Below are 24,974 nucleotides of genomic sequence, written 5' to 3'. Positions count from 1 at the left end.
GATGGTGACCAGTTCTCATCTCTGTGCGTCTGCACGGTGCCACCGCGCCGAGCAGGAAACGGGGAGCCCGTATCCGGAAGCTTGTCAGTTCTCCGGTTCCGGGCTGATGAAGCGAGAGCGTGGTTTTCGCCGGTCCGATTTTTGATCAAACCCTTGGGAGCTGCCTGATGCGCTACCTGCCTTTGAACGATACCGACCGCAGCGACATGCTCGCGCGGGTCGGCGTCAAATCCGTCGATGAACTCTTTGCGGATATCCCTGAAGACGTTCGCATGAAGGGTCTGCTCGACCTTCCCAAACGAGCCAGCGAAATGGAAGTGGAGCGCAAGCTCTCTGCCATGGCATCAAAGAATACTGCGGCCGGCTCCGTACCGTTCTTCGTCGGCGCAGGTGCCTACAAGCACCATGTGCCGGCAACGGTCGACCACCTGATCCAGCGGTCGGAGTTCCTGACCTCCTATACGCCCTATCAGCCGGAAATCACGCAAGGCACACTTCAGTACCTGTTCGAGTTCCAGACCCAGGTAGCGCGCCTTACCGCAATGGATGTCGCCAACGCGTCCATGTATGACGGCTCCACCGGCACTGGCGAAGCCGTGCTGATGGCGCACCGGGTGACCAAGCGCAACAAGGCCGTGCTTTCCGGCGGGCTGCATCCGCAGTACCGGGAAGTCGTCGAAGGCCTGTCCAACATGGCCGGCGATCGGGTCGTCAGCCTCCCGGCAGACCCGACGGGCACCGAAGACATCCTGTCCCAGATCGATGACGAGACGTCTTGCGTTGTCGTCCAGTCGCCGTCCTTCTACGGCCAGCTGATAGACCTGAAGCCGATTGCCGAAAAGGCGCATCAGCACAAGGCGCTGCTGATCGCGGTCTTCACCGAAGTGGTGTCGCTCGGCCTGATCGAGCCGCCGGGAACACAAGGCGCCGACATTGTGGTCGGTGAAGGCCAGTCCATCGGCAACGGCCTCAACTTCGGTGGCCCTTATGTCGGCCTTTTCGCCACCCGCCAGCAATATGTCCGCCAGATGCCGGGCCGGCTCTGCGGTGAGACGGTGGATGCGGAAGGCAAGCGCGGTTTCGTGCTGACGCTGTCGACCCGCGAACAGCATATCCGCCGCGACAAGGCAACGTCGAACATCTGCACCAACTCCGGTCTCTGCTGCCTTGCCTTCACCATTCACATGTCGCTGCTGGGGCAGGCCGGGTTGACCAAACTCGCCCGCATCAACCATGGCAATGCGGTCAAGCTGAAGAAGCTTCTTGCCGGCGTGCCTGGTGTCGAGGTTCTGAACTCGGCCTATTTCAACGAGTTCACGATTGCGCTGCCGAAGGTGGCCGAGGACGTGGTCGAGCAACTGGCCGAACGGGGCGTTCTCGCGGGCCTGCCGGTCTCACGCCTGGAGCCGGGCAACAAGGATCTCGCGAACCTGTTGGTCGTCGCGTCGACCGAAGTCAATACGGATGAAGACCGCGCGGCCTTTGCGGACGCGCTGAAGGAGGTGCTGGCATGAGCATGAACACGCAAGGCCGCCCGACCGCTGCAGGTGATGCCGGGGATGCTTTCCGCCCGAAGACTTTCACCGGCAACCGTGGTCTCGATATGGAAGAGCCGCTGATTTTCGAATTCGGCTCGCTGGAAACCACCGGTGTCGATCTCGACGAGGACGAAAGCGCCGAGTTCGAGCTTGGCAGCTTCAAGCGCACCGCCGAGATCGGTCTGCCGGGCCTCGCCGAACCGGAAGCCATGCGCCACTATGTGCGCCTGTCGCGGAACAACTATGCCATCGACAGCGGTCTCTATCCGCTCGGCTCGTGCACCATGAAGCACAATCCGCGCCTCAACGAGAAAATGGCCCGTCTGCCGGGCTTCGCGGACATCCATCCGCTTCAGCCGGTCTCCTCGGTGCCCGGCGCACTGGAACTGATCGATGCGCTTGCCCACTGGCTGATGGTGTCCACCAACACCTCCGCCGTCGCGATGAGCCCGAAAGCCGGTGCCCATGGCGAATTGTGCGGTATGATGGCTATCAAGGCAGCTCACACTGCTGCCGGCCGTGATCCGAAGATCGTTCTGGTGCCGGAAAGCGCCCATGGCACCAACCCGGCAACGGCAGCGCTCTTGGGTTACAAGGTCGTCAACATCGATGCCAAGGACGACGGGACCGTCGATCTGGAGGCACTGAAGAAGACCATTGCCGAACACGAAGGCAACATCGCCGGCATCATGCTGACCAACCCGAACACCTGCGGGCTGTTCGAACGGGAAGTGAAGCAGATCGCCGATCTGATCCACAAGGCGGATGCCTATTTCTACTGCGACGGCGCCAACTTCAATGCCATCGTCGGCAAGGCCCGCCCTGGGGATCTTGGCGTCGACGCCATGCATATCAACCTGCACAAGACCTTCTCGACGCCTCACGGCGGCGGTGGCCCGGGTTCCGGTCCGGTCGTCCTGTCCCAGAGACTGGCTCCTTTCGCGCCGCTGCCGTTCATCCGCAAGACGGAAAAAGGTGTCGAACTGGTCGAAACCGAAGCTGCCACCAAGGACGGCGAGCAGCCATTCGGCCGCATGACCGCGTTCCACGGCCAGATGGGCATGTACGTGCGGGCTCTGTCCTACATGATGAGCCACGGCTCCGACGGTCTGCGGCAGGCGTCTGAAGATGCGGTGCTGAATGCGAACTATATTCGCGTCGGCCTGCAGGACCTGATGAGCCTGCCCTTTGGCGAGCGCCCGTGCATGCACGAAGTGCTGTTCGACGACAGCTTCCTGAAGGACACCGGCGTGACCACGCTCGACTTCGCCAAGGCGATGATCGACGAGGGCTATCATCCGATGACCATGTACTTCCCGCTGGTTGTCCATGGCGCGATGCTGATCGAGCCGACGGAATCGGAAAGCCGGGCTGCGCTCGACCTTTTCGTCGCCACCATGCGCGATCTCGTGATGAGCGCAAAGCGCGGCGAAACGGAACGCTTCTCCGGTGCACCGTACCTTGCCCCGCGCCGCCGTCTGGACGAAACGGGTGCAGCTCGCAAGCCGGTCCTGAAATGGACCGAGCCGGCTCCGGCCGAAGTCACTCCGGCCGCTGCCGAGTAACACGTGGACGAATTTTCAAGGATGAAAACCCCGGCTTCGGCCGGGGTTTTTTGTTTCCTGTCGCTCAGGTGTGCGCTGTCACCACGTTGGAGACGTGAGGAAACCGGATTGCCTCGCCGTCAAAACAGGTGCCCAGTTCTTTCAGGAAATCATTGAAGCAGGCGTTCCTGTCCTCTTCGGATAGCTGGGAGAGCTTGTCTCCGGTATGCATGCCGCCCATGGCTCCGGCGGCATACGCACGACCATCCGGGTGATGAAGCGTCAGTGAAACTGTCTCCAGTTGGATATCCAGAAACCCGGCTGCCTCAAAGTTCGATCGTATTTCCTCAGGGTCGGAGAGTTGGCAGATCGCACGAACGGCTGCCCCCGCCTCTGCGCCGACGTATTTTTCCAATGCGGTTGCCTGCGCCATCAGCAGCGGATTTTCGGACAGACCGCGGGAAACGCAGAAGGCGACGCGGCCCCCGCGTGCCAGAACGCGGTTAAGTTCGCGCAGGGCTCCCACACGATCGGGAAAGAACTGCAAAGCCTGCTGACAGTAGGCGAGGTCAAAGCCGCCATCAGGGAAGGGCAGATCGCCTGCGGTCGCCTCGAACCATTCTGCATCTATCCCGTTTACGCTGGCCTTTTCGGCGGCAACGGCCAACATTCCCGCGCTCATGTCCACGCCGGCCAGCCTCGCAAATCCGTTCCCAAGGCTCGCGACTTCACGGATTACCGCACCGGTGCCGCACGCCAGGTCAAGGATCCGGTCTCCGTTTTGGGGTGGTTGCCGTTGGAGCAGCTCTTGTGCCCAAGGCTGAAAGATCACCGGCACCATGACGCTGTCGTATCGCTCGGCGAATGTTCCGTTTCGGGGGACGCCTTCCTGATTGCTCATGGTTCGCTCCAGACTACGAACGGGACCGGCAGTATAGCTCCAAACCCTCGCCGAGGCACGAAACCCGGTTTTCACCGGGATCGAAACTTCTGGCTTAGGGCCTTCGGTTCCAGGGTGATGAAACATTGGGGCCACAAAATCTTATTGACAATATAAATGTCAAAATGACATATAAATTGTCAAATGAGGTGCCCATGAAGAAGTCCGTCGAGCTTTACGAAATCATCCGCCTGATACGCCCCGTGCACCGCCGGCTTGCGCGGGCGGTGGAGGCCAAGCTGGAGGGAACCGGCGTGACCGTCGGTATGCGAGCGGTCATGGAAGTGCTGGAGGAGGCCGGGCCGATGGCGGTACCCGAGATCGGCCGGGCACTGTTTCTTGCCCGCCAGCAGATTCAGCTCCTGATGAACGCTCTGGAAGAGCAGGGACTGGTCGAGCGACGGGCGAATCCGGCGCACAAGCGATCACCGCTGTTTGCCTTGAACGAAGCGGGGCACGACCGGTTCGGTGAAATCCGGGCACGGGAGACTGACGAAATCGAGACAGTCTGCGAGCTCTTCTCGGACGACGACCTGCGTTCCACGCAGCGGGTGCTCTGCACCATGCTTGATCACTTTGCCGCGTTCGAGGACGACCCGGACCGGCCCAAGGCACTGGAATAATTTCACGAACAGGAGAGGTCACATGACCGGTATCTGGATTGCGGCCGGGCTCTGTGCCGCAAGCGTTGTCGCCTATATCGTTTATTGCCTGCGGCGGCTGGGAACGCCGACAAAGGGCGTGAGCATCGACAGGTCAATGCGGCCGGGCACGGCTCTGGTGGTCATCGACGTGCAGGAGGACTTCACCAGAAACACAGGCAAACACGCTTTTGACCCGGGCCAGAGAGACGCCGTGCTTGCCGAAATAGGGCGCCAGGTGGAAGCGCACCGGATGGCAGGCCACCAGGTCGCTTTCGTCAAGAATGTCTTCCGCGACTGGCCGGTGATCGCGGCCATGAAGATGTCGGCGGGCGGTATCGGCACACCGGGGCGGGTCGGTCTGAAGCTCGACCGAACACTTGCTGTCGGCAATGCTCCGGTCTTTGAGAAATCGATCGGTGACAGTTTCTCCAGTCCGCAATTTGAAGCCTGGCTTGAGGAAAAGCGGATCGGGCGGCTGGTACTGGTTGGTCTTGATGCCTGTCACTGCGTTCAGCTGACCGCAAAGGGGGCGTTGAACAGGGGATATGACGTCGAAATCAGGGATCCTGCGACACTAACCACGACGCCGGACAGATGGACGGACCTCAAAGGCGAGTTGGGCAAACTCGGGGCAGCCTTCGCCTGAAGCGGGCGCAGTCGGCGCCATGTCCGGCTGCGCTGCAAGGCCTTATTGTGCGGCCAGGAGTGACCGCTCCCGGCTGCGCAAGTCGAGAAGTTGGGAGATCCAGCTGTTTCGGTTTTGCAGAAAGGTGGTCAAAAGAGCTGGATAGTCCGCAGTGACTGCTTCTTGAACCGATGTGCGGGCCGCAAGCTTGCTACGCCAGGCAAGAACCCGGCCGAGGTCGTCAAACATTTCAAGCGTCAAGAACGTCTCAAAGACATCGAAATAGCGGAACACCGGGGCGAAAGCCGCGTCGACGAGTGAAAAGGCTCTACCGGCGAAGAAGGGACCGTCCGGATCAAGTTCGCCTTCCAGATGACGGAACTTTGCACGAAGTGCTTCACTTGCAGCATAAAACCCGGTGTCGTCCCTGGCATTGTAGAGCGCGCCGATGCCGTTCAGGATCTGCGAGGCGAATTCGATATAGGCCCGGTGCCGCGCGCGTTCGGAAGGGTCCTCCGGGTGCAGCCGGCTCCCTTCTGTCTCGTCCAGGAATTCGACGATCGGGGCGGATTCGAAGAGATAGCGATCGCCGCCCAGTTTCAGCAACGGCACCTTGCCGAGTGGTGAGGCCGCCCGGAACCAGTCCGGTTTGTCGGCAAGGTCGATGGTAACCCGGTCAAACGGGACATTCTTTTCATGAAGGACGATCGCCGCGCGCTGCACGTAAGGGCAAAGCGCATGGCTGATCAGGGTGAGTGTGTCGGGCATCCGGAAACTCCTTTTCATGCATCTGCATTAAGATGAATGCATATGCATCAAAAATCAAGATTGATGCAATTGCATAAATCTCCTATCTCTTGGCCATGAGCAATTCCGCCGAAACCTTCCCCCAGGCAATCGACGCCTGGGCCCGTCTGCAGCGTGCAAGCGGCAACGTGCTGGCACGGGTCGAGGCGCGCCTGAAGGCGGCCGGATTCCCACCTCTCGGCTGGTACGATGTGCTGCTGGAATTAAGCCGGGCAGAGGACAAAACTCTGCGACCGGTCGAAATCGAAAAGCGGATGCTGCTGGCCCAGTACAATGTTTCGCGCCTGCTCGACCGGCTGGCGGCTGCTGGCTACATCGAAAAGCTGAAGAGCCTGGAAGACGGCAGAGGTGTCTCGGTGCGTCTGACCCAGGACGGGGAGATGCTCTTGAAGGCCATGTGGCCGTGTTACCGCGCAGCGGTGGAAACCGAATTCACAAGGCATCTGGAGCCGGGGGACACCGAAGCGCTCTGGAAGGTGCTGGGCAAACTGGTGCAGTGACGTCTGTTCCCGGGGAGTGAACACACTGTTTCCGCATGACAGGCCAAAACATGCGTATAAGGTCGGCAAATCTTCTCTCTGACCGGACCTGAAACCCATGACCAACACCACCAATCTGGATGAACGGACCGGACTTCCGCAGGAGTGGCTGTTCCTTCTGAAAGAACATCCGCGCGAAGACTGGCCCGGTCACAGGAACCTCGGCCCACTGACCGAATTCTGGCTCGCACGGCATAACGGCTTCCGTCAGCTCGGTGCTGACCTGGATACGATCCTGACCGACTTTCGCGAGCAACGGCTCCCGGTAAACCGTTTCGGCAACCTCTTTGCCCCGCGTCTGCAACAGTTTCTCAGTGAGCTGCATCACCACCACATGATCGAGGATGAGCACTATTTCCCTGTGTTCATGGAAGCCGAAAAGCGCCTGGTGGATGGCTTCGAGCTGCTGGAGGGCGACCACGAACTGATCCACCACCGCATTGAGGCGGTGATCAAGAGCGCCAACAAGCTGTTCGGGCAATTGCAGACGAAAGACCGCGATGCCATCCGCCGCGCGGCCGACAGTTTCGCCGGTGTCAGCGACACCCTGATCTCCGGCCTGATGCGTCATCTGGATGACGAGGAAGACCTGATCGTTCCGGTTATCCTGGATCGAGGCGAACGGAAACTCGGGTTGTCGTAACGCAGCCTTGCGTGCGGGGTCGCACGCCAATCGCCCAGGGTCAGGTGGGATTTGCTGACTGCGGCGCTGCCTTGAGGCATTCCGGTTACACTAGCCGGGGTCTGGAACGTCACGAACACAACAGGCTTGACTCTTTTCCCGCCCTAACGCATTTAAGCTGGCATGACCAAGATGAGCGCATCCTTCGTGTATTTTTATTACGTCACCGACATACCGGCGGCTGCGTAGGATCTTGTTCACCCCATAGACACCTCAAAAGCCGCCGCGTCAGGCGGCTTTTTGGTTTCTAGAGACCCGAGCTTCCTGGCGGGGGAACCAGGAAGCGAAAAATGACCAGACATATGATCGAAGCCGGCAAACCGGCGACAAAACTCAAATCGGAAGCACTTGCCGTGCTTCTGGAGCGTGGTCTTGTGCACCAATGCACGGATATCGAGGCGCTCGACCAGACGCTGTCACAAGGGCCGATCACCGCATACGCCGGGTTCGATGCCACGGCGGCAAGTCTTCATGTCGGCCATCTGATGCCGTTGATGACCATGCGTTGGCTGCAGAAGCTCGGCCATCGTCCCATCGTCGTGCTTGGCGGTGGTACCAGTCAGATCGGCGATCCGAGTTTCCGCAAGGATGCCCGGCCGATGCTGGAAGAACGTCAGATCGCAGCCAACATCGCAAGCATACGACGATCCGTTGAGCGTCTCGTGGATATGAACGGCGAAGATGGGGCTTTGCTGGTCGACAATGCGGAATGGCTCAATGAATTCCGCTTCCTGGAATTCCTCCGCGACTATGGCTCCCAGTTCACAGTCAACCGCATGATGACCTTCGACAGCGTCAAGTCGCGCCTCGATGCTCAGATGCCGCTGACGGTTCTGGAGTTCTGCTACATGATGCTGCAGGCCGTTGATTTTCTGGAGTTGGCAAAGCGTCATGACTGTGCGCTTCAGGTCGGTGGATCCGATCAATGGGGCAACATCGTCAATGGTGTCGAGCTTGGCCGCCGTGATGGCCGCAAGCTGCACGGCCTGACAGTGCCTCTGCTGACCACCGCCAGTGGTGCGAAGATGGGCAAGACGGCTGCAGGTGCCGTGTGGCTGCATCCCGAACACCTGTCGCCCTTCGGCTTCTGGCAGTTCTGGCGCAACACCGCCGATGCCGATGTCGCCAAGTGCCTGCGCCTTTTTACCGAGCTGCCGATGAGCGAAATCGAACGATTGGCGGCGCTGGAAGGGGCGGAGCTGAACGAAGCCAAGAAGATCCTGGCAACCCAGGTGACGGCAATCGTTCATGGGCCGGAAGAAGCGCGCGGCGCCTTGCAGCAAGGCGATGCCCTGTTTTCGGGCGAAGGCGAGATCCTGGAACCGACCCATAGTCTGCCGCTGAAAATTCTGGCAGACGGTCTCGGTCTTCTGGAGCTTGTGGTCGCCGTTGGCTTCGCGGCATCCAACGGCGAAGCACGGCGTCTGGTGGAAGGTGGAGGCGTTCGCCTCAACAACCAGATCGTTGACGACGCACGCCGCCGCATTGCCACCGGCGATCTTCAGGCCAACGACCGTTTGTCGATTTCTGTCGGCAAACGCCGCAAGGCTCTGGTCGGCTTCGAGTAAGGCCGGTCAGACGGCTTTTGCATCAGCTGTCAGAACAGCCGGCTCCAGCCGGCCGTTGTAACCGAAGACCTTCCCGATCAGCGGGAAGGTCACCTCTACGGTGAAACTGTACTTTCCATCGACAACACGCTCGCGCCCGACCGCTCTCGGAGCAAGCGGCAGCGGCAGCGGAAGCGGTCCAAGCGAAACTTCTGCCGGGGTGATGTCGATGCCCTTGTCACTTGCCGTTACCCGCATCTTGAACAGGAACGGTCCAAGGCGCTCGAGCATGCAGGGATACGCTTCGCCTTTACCGGCCATCATGTCGGTCTGGAACGGCTGCCCGTCAAACCGCCGGGTCCAGCGCTCTCCACCCACGATAGGTTCAAAGCTGGTCTCGACCGGAACACCCATCTGTGCTTCCGGCAACTTCGCCAGCCGGCAGACCAGTCTTGCGCCCCACGAGCTTCCCCGGGTGACATCCGCGGTGCCCCGCGCCACCCGCGCGAAGCTGTGCATCCGCCGGATTTCTGCCGGAACCTTGTCGAACTCGGGGCCGAGGATGGTTTGATAAAGCGTGCGGGGCATATGAGAACTGCTTTGATGTCGATGTGTCTTCTCAGACAGACCATTCTCGCGTCGATTGGACAACAGCAAATCTCTTTGCACTTGTTGGTGACGTCCAGGTGAGCACCATTCAGCCCTCAGCCCTCAGCCTCCCCATCATCCCTCTCCACTTCCTCCGTCATGCCATGGCCCGACCATGGCATCCATTCCGTTCCCCATCCGCCAATCGAGGCGTCTGGCTGAGGCACGGTCATAGCATGGATTTGCAGGGTCGAGCCCTGCAATGACGAATGTTTGGGACGAACGAATCCAGGGCTTCCGGATTGTGGAGAGGACCTGAAAGAGGGAAGCGCAACGCGGCACGAAGAAAGAAGCCGGGATTGCCCCGGCTTCCATTTGACCGTTCAGCCCTGTTTTTCCAGCTGCCTTGCCCGGTATTCTTCCACCGGCAGGCCGCCGACGCCCCAGTTCTCAAGGTCCACTTCCTCGATCACCACGAAGGTAGTTGCCGGGTTCTTGTCGAGAACGTCAACCAGTAGGTCTGTCGCGCCTTTGATAAGCCTGGCTTTCTGCTCCGCCGTCACCCCTTCACGGGTCACCTGGATATTCACGTAAGGCATGTCAGGCCACTCCTTCGTTGCGTGGTCGAATTTCGAAGATCTTCGCCATGATTTGCCAGCGGCCTTCGTCAAGCACGAAGGTCAGGAAATCGGTGAAGTCGTTGTTGCCGATCGAACAGCGAACTCTGGCAAAGGCCGTGTTCTCACCGGCGAACTGGATCTCGTCGATGACATCGCGGCGCTCCTCGCCCCGGGATGCCGGTGACTGACGGGCGGCGACGACCGGTACATATTCGGCCATCGTGCGATAGAGCAGGGGTGTCTCGTCCGCCGTGGCGTAGATTGCCTTCTCGTGAAACACCTGCTGCAGCAGGTCGGTATCGCAGTGATAAAGCGCGTCGAAATAGTCGGATATGACCTTTTCCAGCGCAGCCAAGGCACTGCTCATGCCGCCAGGCCTTCTTCCTGAATGGTCTTCAGGGTGGCCGGGCGAGTGCGAATGCGCTCGACGTAGGCTGCCGTCTTCGGCCAGTCGCCAAGAGACACGCCGATGAAGTTTGTCCAGTTCAAGATGACAAAGGCATAGGCGTCGGCAACGGAGAAGGTATCTCCCAAAAGATAGTCGCCGCCCTTGGCCAGCAAGGCATCGAACTGGCCGAGCTTGGTATTCAGCTTTGCCTGGTTTTCAGCTGCTTCTGCTTCAGAAAATTCCTTGCCGGAAAAGTACGGGCTGAACCCCTTGTGCAGCTCTGAGGACAGGAAGCTGAGCAATTCCAGCACGCGGAACCGGTCGAGCGGCTTGCCTGCTGTATCGGTCGCAAAGTCCGGGTACTGCTCGCCAAGCCAATGCAGGATTGCAACGTTTTCCGTCAGAACGTCACCGTTCTCAAACCGAAGTGCCGGCACGTAGCCGCGCGGATTGGTCTGCGCGTACGCTGCACCGGTCTCCGTCAGACCCGCGGTCGTATCGACTTTTTCGAGACTGTAGCTGGCTCCGGCTTCGTTGAGCAGGAGATGAGCAGCCATGGAACAGGCACCGGGTTTGTAGAACAGTTTCATCGATTGGCTCCTTGGTTCGTATCGCTGCCCGGAAGGTGTCTTTTGAAGTCACCATTGACAAGTAGGTTTCTATTGGTAACTTGCATTATCGAGTTACCGGGCAGAAACCTGATGGTTCCCGCGTGACCTTGGACCCTTGAAGATCGTGTGGTGCCCATGGCCCTGAAAATGCGCAAGAACCTGAGCCCGAAACCGCCGACCCCTTGCAGCCTGACCCAGTGCATGCAGGTGATATCCGGAGCCTGGGCACCCAACGTCATCTGGAGCCTGCGGGCAGGTCCCCGCCGCTTCAACGAGCTGAAGGCGGATATTCCCCCTGTGTCCGGCAAGGTGCTGTCACAGCGCCTTTCTGAGTTGGAGGGGCGCGGCGTGTTGTTGCGCCATGTCCGCCCGACATCGCCACCTTCCGTTGAATATGAGCTGACGGATCTGGGCCAGGACCTGATTCCGGCACTGGAAGCCATTGTCGAAGTCGGGCACAAACTGAAGGTACGGCGCGATTTTCAGATGGCGGCCGAAGCCGCCGAATAGGCGCTGAAGCGGGGAGGGGCTCTTGATACAGCAGACTTTCGTTTGCGTCCATGGCGTCTGGCATGGCGGCTGGTGCTGGTCGCGTCTGGCAAACATCCTGCGGGCACGTGGGCATCGCGTGACCACACCAACGCAGACGGGCCTCGGCGAGCGCTCGCATCTGCTCTCGCCGGACATCACGATCCGGACGTTCGTGGAAGATATCGTCCGGCATTTGCAGTTCGAGGATCTGAGCGGGGTCACTCTTGTCGGTCACAGCTTTGGCGGCATTCCGATCACCGGGGTTGCAGACCACGTGCCGGAGAGGATTGCCGGTCTGATCTATCTCGACGCGATCATGCTGGAAAGCGGAGAGACCTGGTTCGATCTTTTGCCGCAAGATCTTGCCGAAGACCGCAGGAAGCTGGCGGAAACCAGCAGCGGTGGCCTGTCTCTGCCACCAGCCCCGCCTGAAAGTTTTGGCATAACGAAGCCGGACGACGTTGCCTTTTTGAAGCCGCGTCTGACACCGCACCCGTTCCGGACCTTCACCACGGCACTGGACCTGAAGCACCCGGTCGGAAACGGTCTTCCGGCCCATTACATCGAATGCACTGACCCGCCGTATCCACCGGCAAAAGTCGCACTGGCCCGGGCACAGGCCAAGGGCTGGCCGGTCTCTCGGATCGCGACAGGCCACGATGCCATGGTGAGCGAGCCTGAGGCGCTTGCGGATCTGCTGGAAGAGATTGCAGAAGAACTTTGATGATGAACAGGCTGCCGTTCCCGGACCTTCAACGGAAAACGGGGCAGCCTTCTTTCGAAGACTGCCCCGCATCACTGCCAGGACAAGATCGGGTAACGCCGGCAGTCTTTAGAAGAACCCGAGTTTGTTCGGGTTGTAGCTGACCAGCATGTTCTTGGTCTGCTGATAGTGATCCAGCATCATCTTGTGGGTCTCTCGGCCGATGCCGGACTGCTTGTAGCCACCAAAGGCCGCATGGGCCGGGTAGGCGTGATAGTTGTTCACCCACACGCGGCCTGCCTCGATGGCGCGGCCGAACCGGTAGCAGCGGTTGGCATCACGCGACCACACGCCGGCGCCGAGGCCGTACATGGTGTCGTTTGCAATCGCCAGGGCTTCTTCTTCGGTCTTGAACGTGGTGACGGACACCACCGGGCCGAAGATTTCCTCCTGGAAGACCCGCATCTTGTTGTGGCCTTTCAGGATGGTCGGCTGAACGTAGAAGCCGCCGGAAAGGTCGCCGTCGAACTTCGCTTCCGCGCCGCCGCACAGCACTTGTGCACCTTCCTCGACCCCGATGGTCAGATAGGACAGGATCTTGTCCTGCTGCTCGCGGCTGGCCTGGGCACCGACCATGGTCTCAATGGCGCGCGGGTCACCCTGCTTGATGGCTTTCACACGGGCGATCGCCCGTTCGATGAAGGCTTCGTAGATGTCTTCCTGGATCAGGGCCCGGCTCGGACAGGTGCAGACTTCACCCTGGTTGAAGGCGAACAGAACAAAGCCCTCGATGGCCTTGTCGAGGAACGCATCGTCTTCGCTCATGACGTCGGAAAAGAAGATGTTCGGCGACTTGCCGCCCAGTTCCAGCGTTACCGGAATGAGGTTCTCGGTTGCGTACTGCATGATCATCCGGCCGGTTTCGGTCGACCCGGTAAAGGCGATCTTGGCGATGCGGTTTGACTTGGCGAGCGGGGCGCCAACCTCTGCACCAAAGCCGTTGACGATGTTGAGAACGCCATCCGGCAACAGGCCGCCGATGAGCTCCGCCAGCACCATGATTGCCGCCGGGGTCTGCTCGGCCGGTTTCAGGACGACGCAGTTGCCGGCGGCGAGCGCCGGAGCCAGTTTCCAGGCAGCCATCAGGATGGAGAAGTTCCAGGGAATGATCTGCCCGACAACGCCGAGCGGCTCATGGAAGTGGTAAGCAATCGTGTCGGCATCGATCTCCGACATGGAGCCTTCCTGGCCGCGCAGAACGCCTGCGAAATAGCGGAAGTGGTCGACGGAAAGCGGAATATCGGCTGCCGTGGTTTCGCGGATCGGCTTGCCGTTGTCCCAGGTTTCGGCCTTGGCCAGAATGTCGAGATTCTGCTCCATCACATCGGCGATTTTCAGCAGAATATTGGCCCGTTCTGCTGCCGGGGTCCGGCCCCAGGCGTCCTTGGCCGCATGGGCCGCATCAAGCGCCAGGTCAACGTCCGCGGCATCGGAACGGGCGACTTCGCAAACGGTGGCGCCGGAAATCGGCGTGATGTTGTTGAAATACCGTCCGTTCACAGGCGCAACGAATTTGCCGCCGATATAGTTGTCATAGCGGGACTTGAACGGAGACGTCGTGTCGACGGAAAAACTGGGCATCTGATTCATCTGGGTTCCTCCAAAAGACCGGCGGTCTGGCAACCGAAGAAGCTGCGACGGGCCGAAGGTCCCGGTCCTCCACCGGGAATGGGCGGACTGTGCCGGAGGAGCTTGCGCAGTGGTAGGAGGGGGCAGATGCCTGTGTCCGGCATGTGTCTCAGTTCTGAGACAGGTCAGCCGGGATATCAGTCTATGTTCAGCCGTTTCATTCGCCGGTAAAGGGTTGCACGGCCGATGCCGAGCGCGCGCGCGGCTTCGGAAACGTTGCCGCCGGCCCGCGCCAGTGCACGAATGACGGCAGCCCTTTCGGCCTTCTCAAAGCCGCTCGGACCATCCTCGCGGCCAAGCAGGTCAGACGCGGGCAGGGGCTTCAGAGGGCCGCTTGCTCCGAGCCCGAAGGCCTTTCTGGCGGCACGTGTTGCCCCGAGAACGATGTCATCGGCGTCGACGGCAAGCAGCATTGCGGTATCCGTGGTTTCCCCGTCGGCGACGATGATACGGGCGGCAGGAAAAGCGGCGCGGAAGGTTTCGATCTCGATCTGTCTTGCAGTCTGCGAGACCATCGCTGCGATCAGCCGGTTGAAGGTTTCCGTCTGGTCGGAACGGGCAGAAGACACATCGAGTGCACCGGCCAGCCTGCCGTCCGGACCGTAGATCGGCGCGTCCATGCAGCTCATGCCGACATTGCGAGCCAGGAAATGTTCTTGCCGGTGGACGATCAGATTGCGTTCCTCGGCAAGGCAGGTGCCGATGCCGTTTGTTCCGACGGCGGCTTCGCTCCAGTCGGTGCCCTGGCTGAGACCCCAGTCCTGAAAGATGTCCGCATCGGCGCTCGTGCAACGCTGGTCGAGCACAACCCCCTCCGCGTCGGTCAGGAGAACCGTGCAGCCGGACTGACCGACCAGACCGAATAACTGGTCCAGTTTCGGCGTGGCGATTTTCAGGAAGGCACCTGTCTCTTCCCGCCGCCGGTAAAGCTGGTCGTCCCCCATGCGCTGGGGCGCCTTGTGGGCGGCAGGGTCTAGGCCGTGCTTGTCGATCGATCTGCGCCACGAGGCTGCAATCCGGGACAGCGCAGGCGCCGATCCCGATTGCACGGTTCGCAGAACTGTCTCGACATGGTCCTTCATAAATGCGACCGCCGGCCTCGGGTCTTCCGGCAGTCTGCGCCGGATTCAAACCGTCGGATCGTTCCTCCCATGAACGCTCGATTGATCGCGGAGGATGGAGGGATTGCATGGCGATTGCAAGTCGTCTGTCCGGCAAGGGGCCGAACCGAAGACGCCGGCGGGCTGGGCACGAAGGTAGGCGTTGCCTTTCCGGTACCTCAAACGATGCGCGTTCTTCCGGCAAGAGTTTCAGGTATTCATTGTTGTTTTTCTCAATGGGTTATTTGGAGAAATAGAAACGTTGGGTAATTAATTTGAAAACTTCGCGCGGAGGTAGTGGTTGTTTGCCAGTAATGGCAGTTAAAAACAGACATATGTCTGGAACTGATTAATGCTGACGTAAGCAAATTCGTATACTCACAATGCTAACTCTGGAGGAGTCTGCATGTATGGAATGGTGAACGAAGGCATTCGCACCTTCATTCTGGACAATCACGGACCCGAGGCCTGGCAAAGCATTTGCGAAACCGCGGGCCTGGAGGAACTCGAATTTGAAAGAATGTCGAGTTATGACGATGCCATCACCTACAAGCTTGTCGGTGCTATCTGCAGCTTTACCGGCCTGCCTGCATCAGACGTCCTGAGCATCTTCGGAAAATACTGGGTCGAATACGCAGGCGCCTCGCATTTCGGCAATCTGATGCGCCTTGCCGGCAATTCCTTCATCGAGCAGTTGAAGGGGCTCGATGACATGCACGACCGGATCCTGCTGTCGATGCCACATCTGAAGCCGCCGTCCTTCGAGGTCGACCAGAAGGAAGATGGATCCTGCATTCTGCACTACTATTCCGATCGTGACGGACTGGCGCCGATGGTCATCGGACTTCTGCATGGTCTCGCCAAGGAGACCGGTGAGAGCATCGAGGTCAACCAGGTCGCGGTGAAATCGGAACAGGCGGATCACGACATCTTTGAAATCCGGATCCTCGACACCGCACTCAAGCCCATGAGAACCGAGGCCGGAATTTGACAGCATCCAAACTCGATCTGACCTGCAAGGCCATCGACATGCTATTTCCAATGCATGTTGTCCTGGACAATCGCGGCCGGATCAGTGGACTGGGCCCGACCCTTGAACGGATCCTCGGTCCGGAAGCGTCGGGAGCGAATTTGTTCGACGTCTTCACGGTTGAGAGGCCGCGTAGCGTCAGATCCATGGCCTGTATTCGTGAAAGGCTCGGCACGAAACTGGTCCTTTCCGCATGTCCGCAGGATGGCGAGCCTATACAGTTTCGCGGTTTCGCCCTTGCTGCTGCGGACGAGGACACGGTGTTTCTGGACCTGTCCTTCGGTCTTCACCTGTCGCAGGTCGTCGAGCGTTTCGGGTTGACAGAAACCGACTTCAAACCGAACGACTTTTCCATCGATCTCTTCTACTCCTTCGAAGCGCAACGCACGCTTCTGGAGGACAGCCAGAAGATGGCAACCGCATTGAAGGCGGCGAAGATCGAAGCGGAAAAAAAGGCTTCGCAGGATCCGCTGACGGAGATTGCCAACAGGGGCGCGTTGCACCGGCGTCTGGAAGAGGCGTTGCAGCTGCCCGACACCGGGCACGTGTTTGCGCTCCTTCACATCGACCTCGACGAATTCAAGTCGATAAACGACAACTTCGGTCATACCGCGGGCGACATGATCCTGATGCAGACGGCCGAGGCGTTGTCGGCGATATGCGGTCCGAACGATCTTCCTGCGCGGCTTGGCGGTGATGAGTTTGCCCTGTTTCTGGCTGAGCCTCCGGACAAGGAAAGCCTTTATGCCATGGCGCTGCGCCTCTTGAATGCGATCGCCATGCCGATCCGCTACAACGGACACAGCTGCCAGGTCAGCGCGAGTATAGGCATGGTTCTGTTTCATCCCGGCGAAGTGCAGAACGCCGACAGGCTGATCGCCAATTCCGATATCGCGCTTTACGATGCCAAGGTCACCCGGTCGTCCGTCAAATTGCTGTCAAAGGAGATGATCCGGCGGCACGAGGAGACGAGCAGGTTGGTCTCGCAGATCGAAGAAGGTCTGAAACGCAGCCAATTCGTTCCCTATTTTCAGCCGCAGATCGATATCGTCACTGGCCGGGTGTGCGGCCTGGAGGTGGTCGCGCGCTGGGACACGGCAGAACAAGGGGTGTTGCCACCGGCCCGTTTCCTGGAAACGGCGACCAGGGCAAACATCATGTCCGAAATCGACCGGCAAGTGCGTTGCAAGGCCTTCACCCATTTTGCTGCCTGGAAATCCGCCGGCAGGGACATAGGCAAGCTCTCGTTGAACGTGACTGCATCGAACCTCAGGTCGGTGGAGTTTGTCGCGATCTTGCATGCCGAACTTGCCGCGGCCGGTCTGAAGCCCGGGGACATTCAGCTGGAACTGCTGGAATCGATCCTCTTCGACCAGTCGGATCAGGAGCTGATTGCCCAGTGTCGGAACCTGGAACAGGCAGGTTTCGCCCTGGCACTTGATGACTTCGGCACCGGACATTCCTCCATCGCAACCTTGATCGAAACACCGGTCGCGACGCTGAAGATCGACCGCTCGTTCGTTTCCGGGCTCGACAGAAACCCGAAGATGCAGAGAATTGCCGGCGCCATGCTGGCAATGGCCAAGAACATGGGGCTGGACGTTCTGGCGGAAGGCGTTGAAACCCGCGAGGAGCTGGAGTTCCTGCAAAACTGTGGCTGCCGTCTATTTCAGGGTTTCTATTTTTCGCCGCCCATCGGTGCCGACGAGATCCTGCTATGGCTGGATGTCTGGGCGCCGGACGTGAAATACAAGAGCGCCTGATCGAGACACCGTTCCCGTATTCCATAAAGAAAACCCCGTCTCCTTTTCTGGGAAACGGGGCTAAGTCGATCTCGCGGGGAACGCGAAGTCTCTCTTTGGAGTGCCTGCTTATGCCTGCAGGCGGGATCTGATTTCCTTGCGGAGATCGTCGATGGGCGACGTCTTGCCGCCCTCGTTGATGTGCCAGAAGGTCCAGCCGTTGCAGGCTTCCTGACCCTGTACCAGTGCACCGACCTTGTGGATCGAGCCGGTATGATCGCCGGACTTGAGCGAGCCGTCGGCGCGCACGATGGCAAGATGCTTGCCTTTCGGGCAGCTGAGTTCCGTCCCCGGCTGCAGCAGACCGCTTTCCAGAAGCGTGCCGAACGGGATGCGCTTCAGAGCCCGCTTGCCCTGCTGCATTTCCAGCGATGCGGCATCGCCTGGCTCGATGGCCTCGATACGAGCCGTGGCCGCGTCGATATAGTCCTGCTCACGCTCCACGCCGACATAGTGGCGGCCAAGCTTCTTGGCGACAGCCCCGGTGGTGCCGGTCCCGAAGAACGGGTCGAGCACGACATCGCCCGGCTTGGAGGACGCGGTCAGAACGCGGTAGAGCAGGGCCTCCGGTTTCTGGGTCGGATGCACCTTCTGCCCGTCCTTGCCCTTCAGCCGCTCGGCGCCGGTGCACAGCGGCAGGTGCCAGTCGGAGCGCATCTGAAGGTCCTCGTTGAAGGTCTTCAGCGCATCGTAGTTGAAGGTCGGCTTCGCATCTTTCGACTTGACCGCCCAGATCATGGTCTCGTGGGCATTGGTGAACCGTTTGCCGCGGAAGTTCGGCATCGGGTTGGACTTCAGCCAGACGATGTCATTCATGATCCAGAAGCCGAGATCCTGCAGGATCGCGCCAACGCGGAAGATGTTGTGATAGGAGCCGATCACATACAGCGACCCGTCCGCCTTCATCACCCGGCGGACGGCCAGCAGCCAGGCGCGGGTGAAAGCATCATAGGCCTGGAAGCTCTCGAACTGGTCCCAGTGATCGTCACAGGCATCCACCTTGGACTGATCCGGCCTGTGCAGGTCGCCACCCAACTGAAGGTTGTAGGGCGGATCCGCAAAGACCAGGTCAACAGACCGGGACGGCAGTTTCTCAAGGGCGGCAACGCAGTCGCCCTTCAGGATCGTGTTCAGCCAGGAAGCACCAGCTTCCGGTTCATTTGATAGGCGGGGTGCCGCGAAGGACACCCCGGTACGCAGTACACTCATTGCGACGCAATACCTCACGCAATTTCGAGTGTCATGGTTACCGGGTTTGGTAAATCAGCGGTTAAGCTGACGGAACAAAAATTCCCTTTGAATCAAGGCTTTGTTTACAATCGTAAAAGCTGAATGAGAAGTTAATGACTTGTCCCGACCGAAAAGGCCAGAATTCTGCTGATTTCGTTCAGGGGACGACCGGAAGTTGCTTTCCATTCGTTAAAGGCGGCTTGAATCGCGGTAAGATTTTTTTTCGACATCGTGTCCTTCTCGATGACATTTTCGCGGATCAGGGCGTTAACCACATCGCCGGAGAGGACGAAACTTTCCTTACCCATGAAGCGCAAGGCGATTTGCCCTGTGTTGCCACCAAGCCGGCTGCCGCGCTTCTTGAGCAGGTCCATCAGGCCGATCTGGTCGTTGACGGGATAATGCGCGAAAAAACCGGCTGCGCTGCCGTGTTCGGTCGCAAGGTCCTTTAGAAAAATCGCGTTTTCCTGCACAGATCGGATCTTGGCGCCGTTGCGGACGATGCGTTTGTCGCCGAGCAGAGCTTCAAAGGCCTCGTCAGGGAGAAAGGCGAGGCGGGGAACGTCGAACCCCTCGAAAGCTTCCTCGAAACCCGGCCACTTCTGGTCGATCACCTTCCAGCTGAAACCGGCCTGGAACACGCACTTGGTGAACATGGCCAACCAGCGATCGTCACCGACCTTCTCCAGTTCTTCCGCAGTCCTGGGCGCATTATGCTCTGCCAAAAGAGCATCGAGTGCTTCTGGTCCGCCTTTCTTCTCCGCGGCCAGTGCTTCTATTTCTTCAAAGGAACGCATGCGGGTCTCCGTCTCGCTGCATAAAGCCCTTCCCCCAGCACCCGCTCATCCTGAGGGGGGCCGCAAGGCCCGTCTCGAAGGATGGGCTACATACTCGGGAACAAGCAGTCCATCCTTCGAGACGGCGCGTCGCGCCTCCTCGGGATGAGGGAGGAGGAAAGGCGGGGTCAGGCGAAAACCTTAGCGCTCCTGGATCTGCTTTGTCCGTTCAAATTTGCGCAGGGCCAGGGAAAGCGTGATTGTCATCATCAGGTAGATCAGCGCGACGACATTGTAGGTCTCGAAGTACCGGAAGGAGCCGGCAGCGTAGACCTTGCCCAGCTGGGTGATATCCGCGACGCCCAGAACCGAGACCAGCGAGCTGTCCTTGATCAGGGCGACGAAATCATTGCCGAGGGGCGGCAGGATGGTCTTCAGGGCCTGCGGGAAGATGATGAGGCGGAAGCGAAGCCAACCGTTCATGCCGAGTGCTTCGGCTGCCTCGATCTGCCCCTTGTCGACCGCCTGGATGCCTGCCCGAAAGACCTCGGCGATGAAGGCCGAATAGCCGATGGTCAGTGCGAGAACGGCGCGCCAGAGCAGCGGGAAATCCCGAGTGCGCAGCGGGTCCAGGCCCAGAGGTTCCAGAATGGCGTTGACCCCGGCAATGAACAGCGGCGTTGCGACGAAGGCGATATAGAGCAGAAGCACGATGATCGGCATGCCGCGCACGATCTCGACGTAGAACCGGGCTATCTGCCGCAAGACGATTGATCCGGACAGGGAGGCGAGCGCCAGCAGGAGCCCGATCAGGGACGCGCAGAAGAAGGCGACCAAGGTCACGAAGACCGTCAGTCCGATACCACGCGAGACCGTCGACATGACCTGCGAATAGATGTCGTCAGTGGCGATCTGGAACAACAGGAAAACCGCAATGCCGACGGCAGCAAGAAGCCAGTAGGGAAAGTCTTCCTTGGGGGCGCCGGACGGTGTCTTGTTGCGGAACATGGGTTGGTCTCGGCTCCAGCTTTATTAACGGCGGTTCAAACGAAAATGGCCGGCATCGGGGCCAAAAAGCCCGGATACCGGCCATGAGGTGGAAAGTCCAGCCGCGCAGGGGCGGAGGATGGCCTTACTGGGCGACTTTATAGTCGAAGAACCACTTTTTGTTCAGGGCATCCAGCGTGCCGTCTGTGCGCATGCTGGCGACAGCCGCGTTGATCGGTTCGATCAGGTCAGAGCCTTTCGGGAAAATGAAGCCGAAGTCTTCCGAGCCCATCGGATCGCCGATCAGCTTGAATGTGTCCGGATTGGTCGCGACATACCCCTGGCCGCCAGTGCTGTCTGTGAGGACCAGATCGACGTCGCCCGCCTTGAGCGCCTGGACAGCGGCACCAAAGGTTTCGAACAGCTTGATGCGCGGGTTGGCTTCATCGCCATCCAGCACCTCATAAACAGTGACGTAGAAGGGCGTGGTGCCCGGTTGAGCACCGGCCAGGAAGTCCGTGTTGGCGGCAAAGCCCTTTGCATCGGTAAACCGGTCTTCATCGGCGCGCACCAGCATGAACATTTCAGACCGCATGTAGGGCTCCGAAAAGTCGACCTGCTCGGCTCTGTCGGCGCGAATGGTGATGCCGTTCATCGCCATGTCGTATTCGCCAGCGGAGATGGCAGGGATCATCGCATCCCAGCTGGTGTTCTGAAAGGTGACGTTCAGGTTCAGCCGCTTGGCGATTTCTGCAACCGCGTCATACTCCCAGCCGATTGCCTCGCCTGACTTGGGGTCGACGAACTGCAGCGGCGGGTAGGTGTTTTCCGAAGCGATGACAATGTCCCGGCCGCCGAGATCCGGCAGATTGTCGGCAAGGGCGGAGACGCCTGCGCCAATCAGGGAGGATACGGCGACCGCGAGGGTCAGAACGGTTTTTTTCATGGGAAACTCCTGGTCAAAAGTTAGCCGGACTTTAGCCGCTTGCCACGGTTTGGGAAAGCCTGCTCAAATGCCTCGCTGAGGGGCTTGTGCAGAAATTTTCTCTCTGCGAAAAAAAATTCAAAATCCGATGCTAGATCTATTGACCAAGGCAAGCGTTAGCGGGACTGTGAGCCCATAACAACAATAAGGAGACGGTTTATGTCCAACTCAACCAAAAACGTTTTTCATCAAGCCGCCCGCAGGGTCCGGCATGCACCATCGCATCCGCTTGAGGTCTTTACCGACGCCAACAAGGCGGTCGACCGTTTGATCGAAATTTTTGAATCCAACACTGCCTTTCTGCGCCAGCATTTTCAGGACCTTCTGGATGGCAAGGAAATCGACGGCCGCGTGCGCGCGTTCTATCCGCAGGTCCGTATCGTGACCGACAGCCACGTCCGCCTCGACAGCCGCCTGTCTTATGGGTTCGTCTCCCGCCCTGGCACCCACGCCTCCACGATTACCCGCCCGGATCTGTTCCGCAACTATCTGGTGTCGCAACTTTCGCTGCTGATGAAGAACCACGACGTGCCGATCCAGGTCGGCGACAGCGACATGCCGATCCCGCTGCACTTCGCTTTCTATGACGGAACCCATGTGGAAGGCGGCGCTGCAGCAGCAAATCTCGACCGTCCCCTCGCTGACATGTTCGATCTTCCCGACCTGACGGTGATGGACGATTCCATCGCCAACGGCACCTACGATCCGGCCGACGGTGTGATGCCACTTGCATCCTTCACGGCGCCGCGCGTCGACTATTCCCTGCACCGTCTGCAGCATTACACCGCGACAAAGGCCGAGCATTTCCAGAACTACGTGCTTTTCACGAACTACCAGTTCTACATCGACGAGTTCTGCCGCATGTCCAAGGCGCTGCTGCTGCAGCCGGACAGTGGTTACGAGTCGTTTGTTTCCCCCGGCAACGTGGTGCTGGAGGCAGGACAGACACAGCCGGACGGCGAAGAACTGACAAAATTGCCTCAGATGCCAGCGTATCACCTGAAGCGGGCTGACGGCAGCGGCATCACCATGGTCAACATCGGTGTCGGGCCGTCCAACGCCAAAACCATCACGGATCATATCGCGGTGCTACGCCCGCATGTCTGGCTGATGCTCGGACACTGCGCCGGCCTCAGGAACAGCCAGACGCTTGGTGATTATGTGCTGGCCCATGGGTATGTGCGAGAGGACAATGTGCTCGACCAGGACCTGCCGATCTGGGTGCCGATCCCGCCGCTCGCCGAAGTGCAGGTGGCTCTGGAAGACGCGGTTGCAGAAATCACCGGTATCGATGGGTATGAACTGAAACGTGTCATGCGCACCGGAACCGTCGTATCGCTCGACAACCGAAACTGGGAACTCTGGGACCAGCCGGAACTGGTCAAGCGGTTCTCCCAGTCCCGTGCCATCGCGCTCGATATGGAATCGGCAACCATCGCGGCCAACGGCTTCCGCTTCCGGGTGCCTTACGGCACGCTGCTGTGCATTTCGGACAAGCCGCTCCACGGCGAATTGAAACTGCCGGGCATGGCGACCGACTTCTACAAGCGCCAGGTCGCCCAGCATCTCCAGATCGGCATCAGGGCAATGGAGAAGATGCGAGACATGACGGCAGAACGCCTGCATTCCCGCAAGCTCCGCAGCTTTGCCGAGACGGCGTTCCAGTAAAGTTTCCTGTGCGGGCAGGGAGTTTCCCGATTGATGAGTGTCACCCCGGGCGAGCAAAGCGAAACCCGGGGCCTACTCATTTCCAGAGAAATGACCTGGCGCGGCAAGGGGCAGGCAGAACGTCCTGCTTTGGCAAGCTGATTTGCCAATAGGCCCCGGATCTGCGCTGCGCTTGTCCTGGGGCACACCTTGGCGAACAACGCTCGCCCCCAGCCGTCCCGTCCGTCAAACCGTCGCCCAAGTACCGGTCTTCGACGACTTCCAGGCAGCTTCCGTTACCAGTTGCACCTCCAGCCCGTCCCGGAAGGTCGGCCAGACAGGTGCTCCGGTTTCGATGGCCTTCAGGAAGTCCCGCATCTCGATAATGATCTGGTCCTGATAACCGGTTCCGTGACCGGGGCCCTGACAGAAGGGCAGGTAATCGGGATGTGCCGGACCGGTCAGGATCTTGCGGAAGCCGCGTTCCGCCTCCGGCCCTTCTGCAAGGTAAAGCCAGAGCGCGTTCTGGTCTTCCTGGTCGAAGCGGATCGAACCTTTGTCACCGTATATCTCGTAGACGTAACCCATCTTCCGGCCGGTGGCGACACGGCTGATGAAGAGATGTCCCATCGCACCGTTTTGAAAGCGGCACATGAGATGGGCCTGATCGTCATTGGTGACCGCCTCCGGCCCGTTTGCGCCGGGGCGTTCGGAATGGACGGTCTGGATATCCGCACTAACGCTGGAGATCGGCCCTGCAAGGCGCAGGGCGGCGTTGATGATGTGAGGGGCGAGATCGCCCATGCAGCCGTTGCTTATGTCCTTGGTTCGCCAGTGCGACGGCGTTTGCGGATCTGACAGAAAATCCTCGGTGTGTTCAGCGCGAATATAGTGGATCTGACCAATCCGGCCTGACTGGACAAGGTCATGGGCAAATTGGCTTGCAGGGGTGCGAATGTAATTGAAGCCGGTCATGTTCGGCAGGCCGGAGGCTTCTGCCGCCGCCATCATCCTGCGGCAATCTTCGGCGTGGCTGGCAAGCGGCTTTTCGCAAAAGACAGCCTTGCCGTTTTCAAAGGCGGCAATGGCGATATCCATGTGGGTCGACTGGGGTGAGGCAATCACAACCGCATCGATCGCCGGATCGGCAACGACAGTGCGCCAGTCGTCCGTCGCCCGGTTGAACCCGAAAGCACGTGCCTTTTCCCGGGCGCCTTCCAGCGTCGTTGCACAGATCGTCTCGCAAATCGGGCGCAGGCCTGTGTCGAAAACCGACGCCACTGATTTCAGGGCAACCGCATGGGCCTTGCCCATATAGCCTGTTCCGATCAGCCCGATCCGGATTTCCCTCATGGTTTCGCACCTCCAATTGCAATGAAAAAGCCGGTGCAGACCTGCACCGGCTTCAACATAACCAATGA

General features: G+C 59.5%; 25 protein-coding genes. 12 read left to right on the top strand and 13 right to left on the bottom strand.

Annotation, left to right across the window (positions count from 1 at the left end; translation table 11 throughout):
* Positions 1-167 precede the first annotated feature (167 nt).
* Together gcvPA and gcvPB are read left to right on the top strand one after the other, a co-directional pair.
* Positions 168-1,514: an aminomethyl-transferring glycine dehydrogenase subunit GcvPA gene (gene gcvPA / locus FIV05_RS00610; protein WP_055657839.1), complete on the top strand. Its 1,347-nt coding sequence runs from the start codon at positions 168-170 to the stop codon at positions 1,512-1,514.
* Positions 1,511-3,103, top strand: coding sequence for an aminomethyl-transferring glycine dehydrogenase subunit GcvPB (gcvPB, locus tag FIV05_RS00605; protein ID WP_152508324.1), 1,593 nt, complete (start codon positions 1,511-1,513; stop codon positions 3,101-3,103). Before gcvPA ends, gcvPB begins: the two co-directional genes overlap by 4 nt.
* Before the next feature lie 64 nt (positions 3,104-3,167).
* Here the strand turns inward: gcvPB and FIV05_RS00600 are convergent, their stop codons facing one another.
* Entirely contained in the window at positions 3,168-3,983 is an 816-nt protein-coding gene (locus tag FIV05_RS00600) for a methyltransferase domain-containing protein (protein ID WP_173013736.1), read from the bottom strand.
* Between the two features lie 194 nt (positions 3,984-4,177).
* On the opposite strand from FIV05_RS00600, the gene FIV05_RS00595 reads away from it, so the two are divergent.
* Complete coding sequence (locus FIV05_RS00595; protein ID WP_152508322.1) at positions 4,178-4,645, top strand: MarR family winged helix-turn-helix transcriptional regulator; 468 nt, start codon at positions 4,178-4,180, stop codon at positions 4,643-4,645.
* 22 nt (positions 4,646-4,667) lie between these two features.
* Entirely contained in the window at positions 4,668-5,312 is a 645-nt protein-coding gene (locus tag FIV05_RS00590) for a cysteine hydrolase (RefSeq protein ID WP_152508321.1), read from the top strand.
* Positions 5,313-5,354: 42 nt separating this feature from the next.
* Here FIV05_RS00590 and FIV05_RS00585 read toward each other — a convergent pair whose 3' ends face one another.
* On the bottom strand, positions 5,355-6,059 hold the full coding sequence (locus FIV05_RS00585; protein WP_152508320.1) for a glutathione S-transferase family protein: 705 nt from the start codon (positions 6,057-6,059) through the stop codon (positions 5,355-5,357).
* 95 nt (positions 6,060-6,154) lie between these two features.
* Here FIV05_RS00585 and FIV05_RS00580 point away from each other — a divergent pair, with 95 nt between their 5' ends.
* The 3 genes from FIV05_RS00580 to tyrS all read left to right on the top strand — a co-directional run bounded on the left by FIV05_RS00580 (position 6,155) and on the right by tyrS (position 8,887).
* Positions 6,155-6,598 carry a MarR family winged helix-turn-helix transcriptional regulator gene (locus FIV05_RS00580; protein WP_152508319.1) on the top strand — a complete coding sequence of 148 codons (444 nt, stop codon included), beginning with the start codon at positions 6,155-6,157 and terminating at the stop codon, positions 6,596-6,598.
* Positions 6,599-6,695: 97 nt separating this feature from the next.
* Positions 6,696-7,280, top strand: a complete 585-nt coding sequence (locus tag FIV05_RS00575) for a hemerythrin domain-containing protein (RefSeq protein WP_075282278.1) — start codon at positions 6,696-6,698, stop codon at positions 7,278-7,280.
* 329 nt (positions 7,281-7,609) lie between these two features.
* Positions 7,610-8,887, top strand: a complete 1,278-nt coding sequence (gene tyrS, locus FIV05_RS00570; protein ID WP_023001993.1) for a tyrosine--tRNA ligase — start codon at positions 7,610-7,612, stop codon at positions 8,885-8,887.
* A gap of 6 nt (positions 8,888-8,893) precedes the next feature.
* On the opposite strand, the gene FIV05_RS00565 is transcribed toward tyrS, so the two are convergent.
* From FIV05_RS00565 to FIV05_RS00550, 4 genes are all read right to left on the bottom strand, one after another.
* Positions 8,894-9,454: a DUF4166 domain-containing protein gene (locus tag FIV05_RS00565; protein WP_152508318.1), complete on the bottom strand. Its 561-nt coding sequence runs from the start codon at positions 9,452-9,454 to the stop codon at positions 8,894-8,896.
* 383 nt (positions 9,455-9,837) lie between these two features.
* Positions 9,838-10,053 (bottom strand): 4-oxalocrotonate tautomerase family protein, encoded by a 216-nt coding sequence (locus FIV05_RS00560; protein ID WP_152508317.1) that lies wholly within the window; start codon positions 10,051-10,053, stop codon positions 9,838-9,840.
* A gap of 1 nt (position 10,054) precedes the next feature.
* Entirely contained in the window at positions 10,055-10,441 is a 387-nt protein-coding gene (locus FIV05_RS00555; protein WP_152508316.1) for a nuclear transport factor 2 family protein, read from the bottom strand.
* A complete protein-coding gene (locus FIV05_RS00550; protein ID WP_152508315.1) occupies positions 10,438-11,052 on the bottom strand; it encodes a glutathione binding-like protein in 615 nt (204 codons plus the stop codon). Before FIV05_RS00550 ends, FIV05_RS00555 begins: the two co-directional genes overlap by 4 nt.
* A 156-nt stretch (positions 11,053-11,208) precedes the next feature.
* Here FIV05_RS00550 and FIV05_RS00545 point away from each other — a divergent pair, with 156 nt between their 5' ends.
* Both FIV05_RS00545 and FIV05_RS00540 read left to right on the top strand, forming a co-directional pair.
* Entirely contained in the window at positions 11,209-11,583 is a 375-nt protein-coding gene (locus FIV05_RS00545; RefSeq protein WP_031269722.1) for a helix-turn-helix domain-containing protein, read from the top strand.
* Positions 11,584-11,605: 22 nt separating this feature from the next.
* Positions 11,606-12,328: an alpha/beta fold hydrolase gene (locus FIV05_RS00540; protein ID WP_152508314.1), complete on the top strand. Its 723-nt coding sequence runs from the start codon at positions 11,606-11,608 to the stop codon at positions 12,326-12,328.
* A 108-nt stretch (positions 12,329-12,436) separates the two neighbouring features.
* On the opposite strand, the gene adh is transcribed toward FIV05_RS00540, so the two are convergent.
* Positions 12,437-13,957, bottom strand: a complete 1,521-nt coding sequence (adh, locus tag FIV05_RS00535) for an aldehyde dehydrogenase (RefSeq protein WP_152508313.1) — start codon at positions 13,955-13,957, stop codon at positions 12,437-12,439.
* Between the two features lie 176 nt (positions 13,958-14,133).
* Complete coding sequence (locus tag FIV05_RS00530) at positions 14,134-15,078, bottom strand: helix-turn-helix domain-containing protein (RefSeq protein WP_209009817.1); 945 nt, start codon at positions 15,076-15,078, stop codon at positions 14,134-14,136.
* Between the two features lie 424 nt (positions 15,079-15,502).
* Here FIV05_RS00530 and FIV05_RS00525 point away from each other — a divergent pair, with 424 nt between their 5' ends.
* Together FIV05_RS00525 and FIV05_RS00520 are read left to right on the top strand one after the other, a co-directional pair.
* Entirely contained in the window at positions 15,503-16,087 is a 585-nt protein-coding gene (locus FIV05_RS00525) for a heme NO-binding domain-containing protein (RefSeq protein WP_062490227.1), read from the top strand.
* A complete protein-coding gene (locus FIV05_RS00520) occupies positions 16,084-17,889 on the top strand; it encodes an EAL domain-containing protein (RefSeq protein WP_152508312.1) in 1,806 nt (601 codons plus the stop codon). The genes FIV05_RS00525 and FIV05_RS00520 overlap by 4 nt, the downstream gene beginning before the upstream one ends.
* Before the next feature lie 108 nt (positions 17,890-17,997).
* Here FIV05_RS00520 and FIV05_RS00515 read toward each other — a convergent pair whose 3' ends face one another.
* The 4 genes from FIV05_RS00515 to FIV05_RS00500 form a co-directional block, all read right to left on the bottom strand.
* Positions 17,998-19,137, bottom strand: coding sequence for a site-specific DNA-methyltransferase (locus FIV05_RS00515; protein WP_209009816.1), 1,140 nt, complete (start codon positions 19,135-19,137; stop codon positions 17,998-18,000).
* 131 nt (positions 19,138-19,268) lie between these two features.
* Complete coding sequence (locus tag FIV05_RS00510; RefSeq protein ID WP_152508311.1) at positions 19,269-19,955, bottom strand: DNA-3-methyladenine glycosylase I; 687 nt, start codon at positions 19,953-19,955, stop codon at positions 19,269-19,271.
* A 180-nt stretch (positions 19,956-20,135) separates the two neighbouring features.
* Positions 20,136-20,942 (bottom strand): amino acid ABC transporter permease, encoded by an 807-nt coding sequence (locus FIV05_RS00505; RefSeq protein WP_152508310.1) that lies wholly within the window; start codon positions 20,940-20,942, stop codon positions 20,136-20,138.
* A gap of 124 nt (positions 20,943-21,066) precedes the next feature.
* Positions 21,067-21,867, bottom strand: a complete 801-nt coding sequence (locus FIV05_RS00500) for a transporter substrate-binding domain-containing protein (protein ID WP_173013735.1) — start codon at positions 21,865-21,867, stop codon at positions 21,067-21,069.
* Positions 21,868-22,065: 198 nt separating this feature from the next.
* Between FIV05_RS00500 and FIV05_RS00495 the strand changes: the two genes are divergently transcribed.
* Positions 22,066-23,574, top strand: coding sequence for an AMP nucleosidase (locus FIV05_RS00495; RefSeq protein ID WP_152508309.1), 1,509 nt, complete (start codon positions 22,066-22,068; stop codon positions 23,572-23,574).
* Between the two features lie 225 nt (positions 23,575-23,799).
* Here FIV05_RS00495 and FIV05_RS00490 read toward each other — a convergent pair whose 3' ends face one another.
* On the bottom strand, positions 23,800-24,906 hold the full coding sequence (locus FIV05_RS00490; protein WP_152508308.1) for a Gfo/Idh/MocA family oxidoreductase: 1,107 nt from the start codon (positions 24,904-24,906) through the stop codon (positions 23,800-23,802).
* Between the last annotated feature and the right edge of the window lie 68 nt (positions 24,907-24,974).

Origin of the sequence: Labrenzia sp. THAF191a (assembly GCF_009363335.1) — a bacterium.
GTDB classification, from domain to species: domain Bacteria; phylum Pseudomonadota; class Alphaproteobacteria; order Rhizobiales; family Stappiaceae; genus Roseibium; species Roseibium algicola.
Note: the sequence above shows the minus strand (reverse complement) of the source record. Positions and strands in the feature narration are given on the sequence as shown.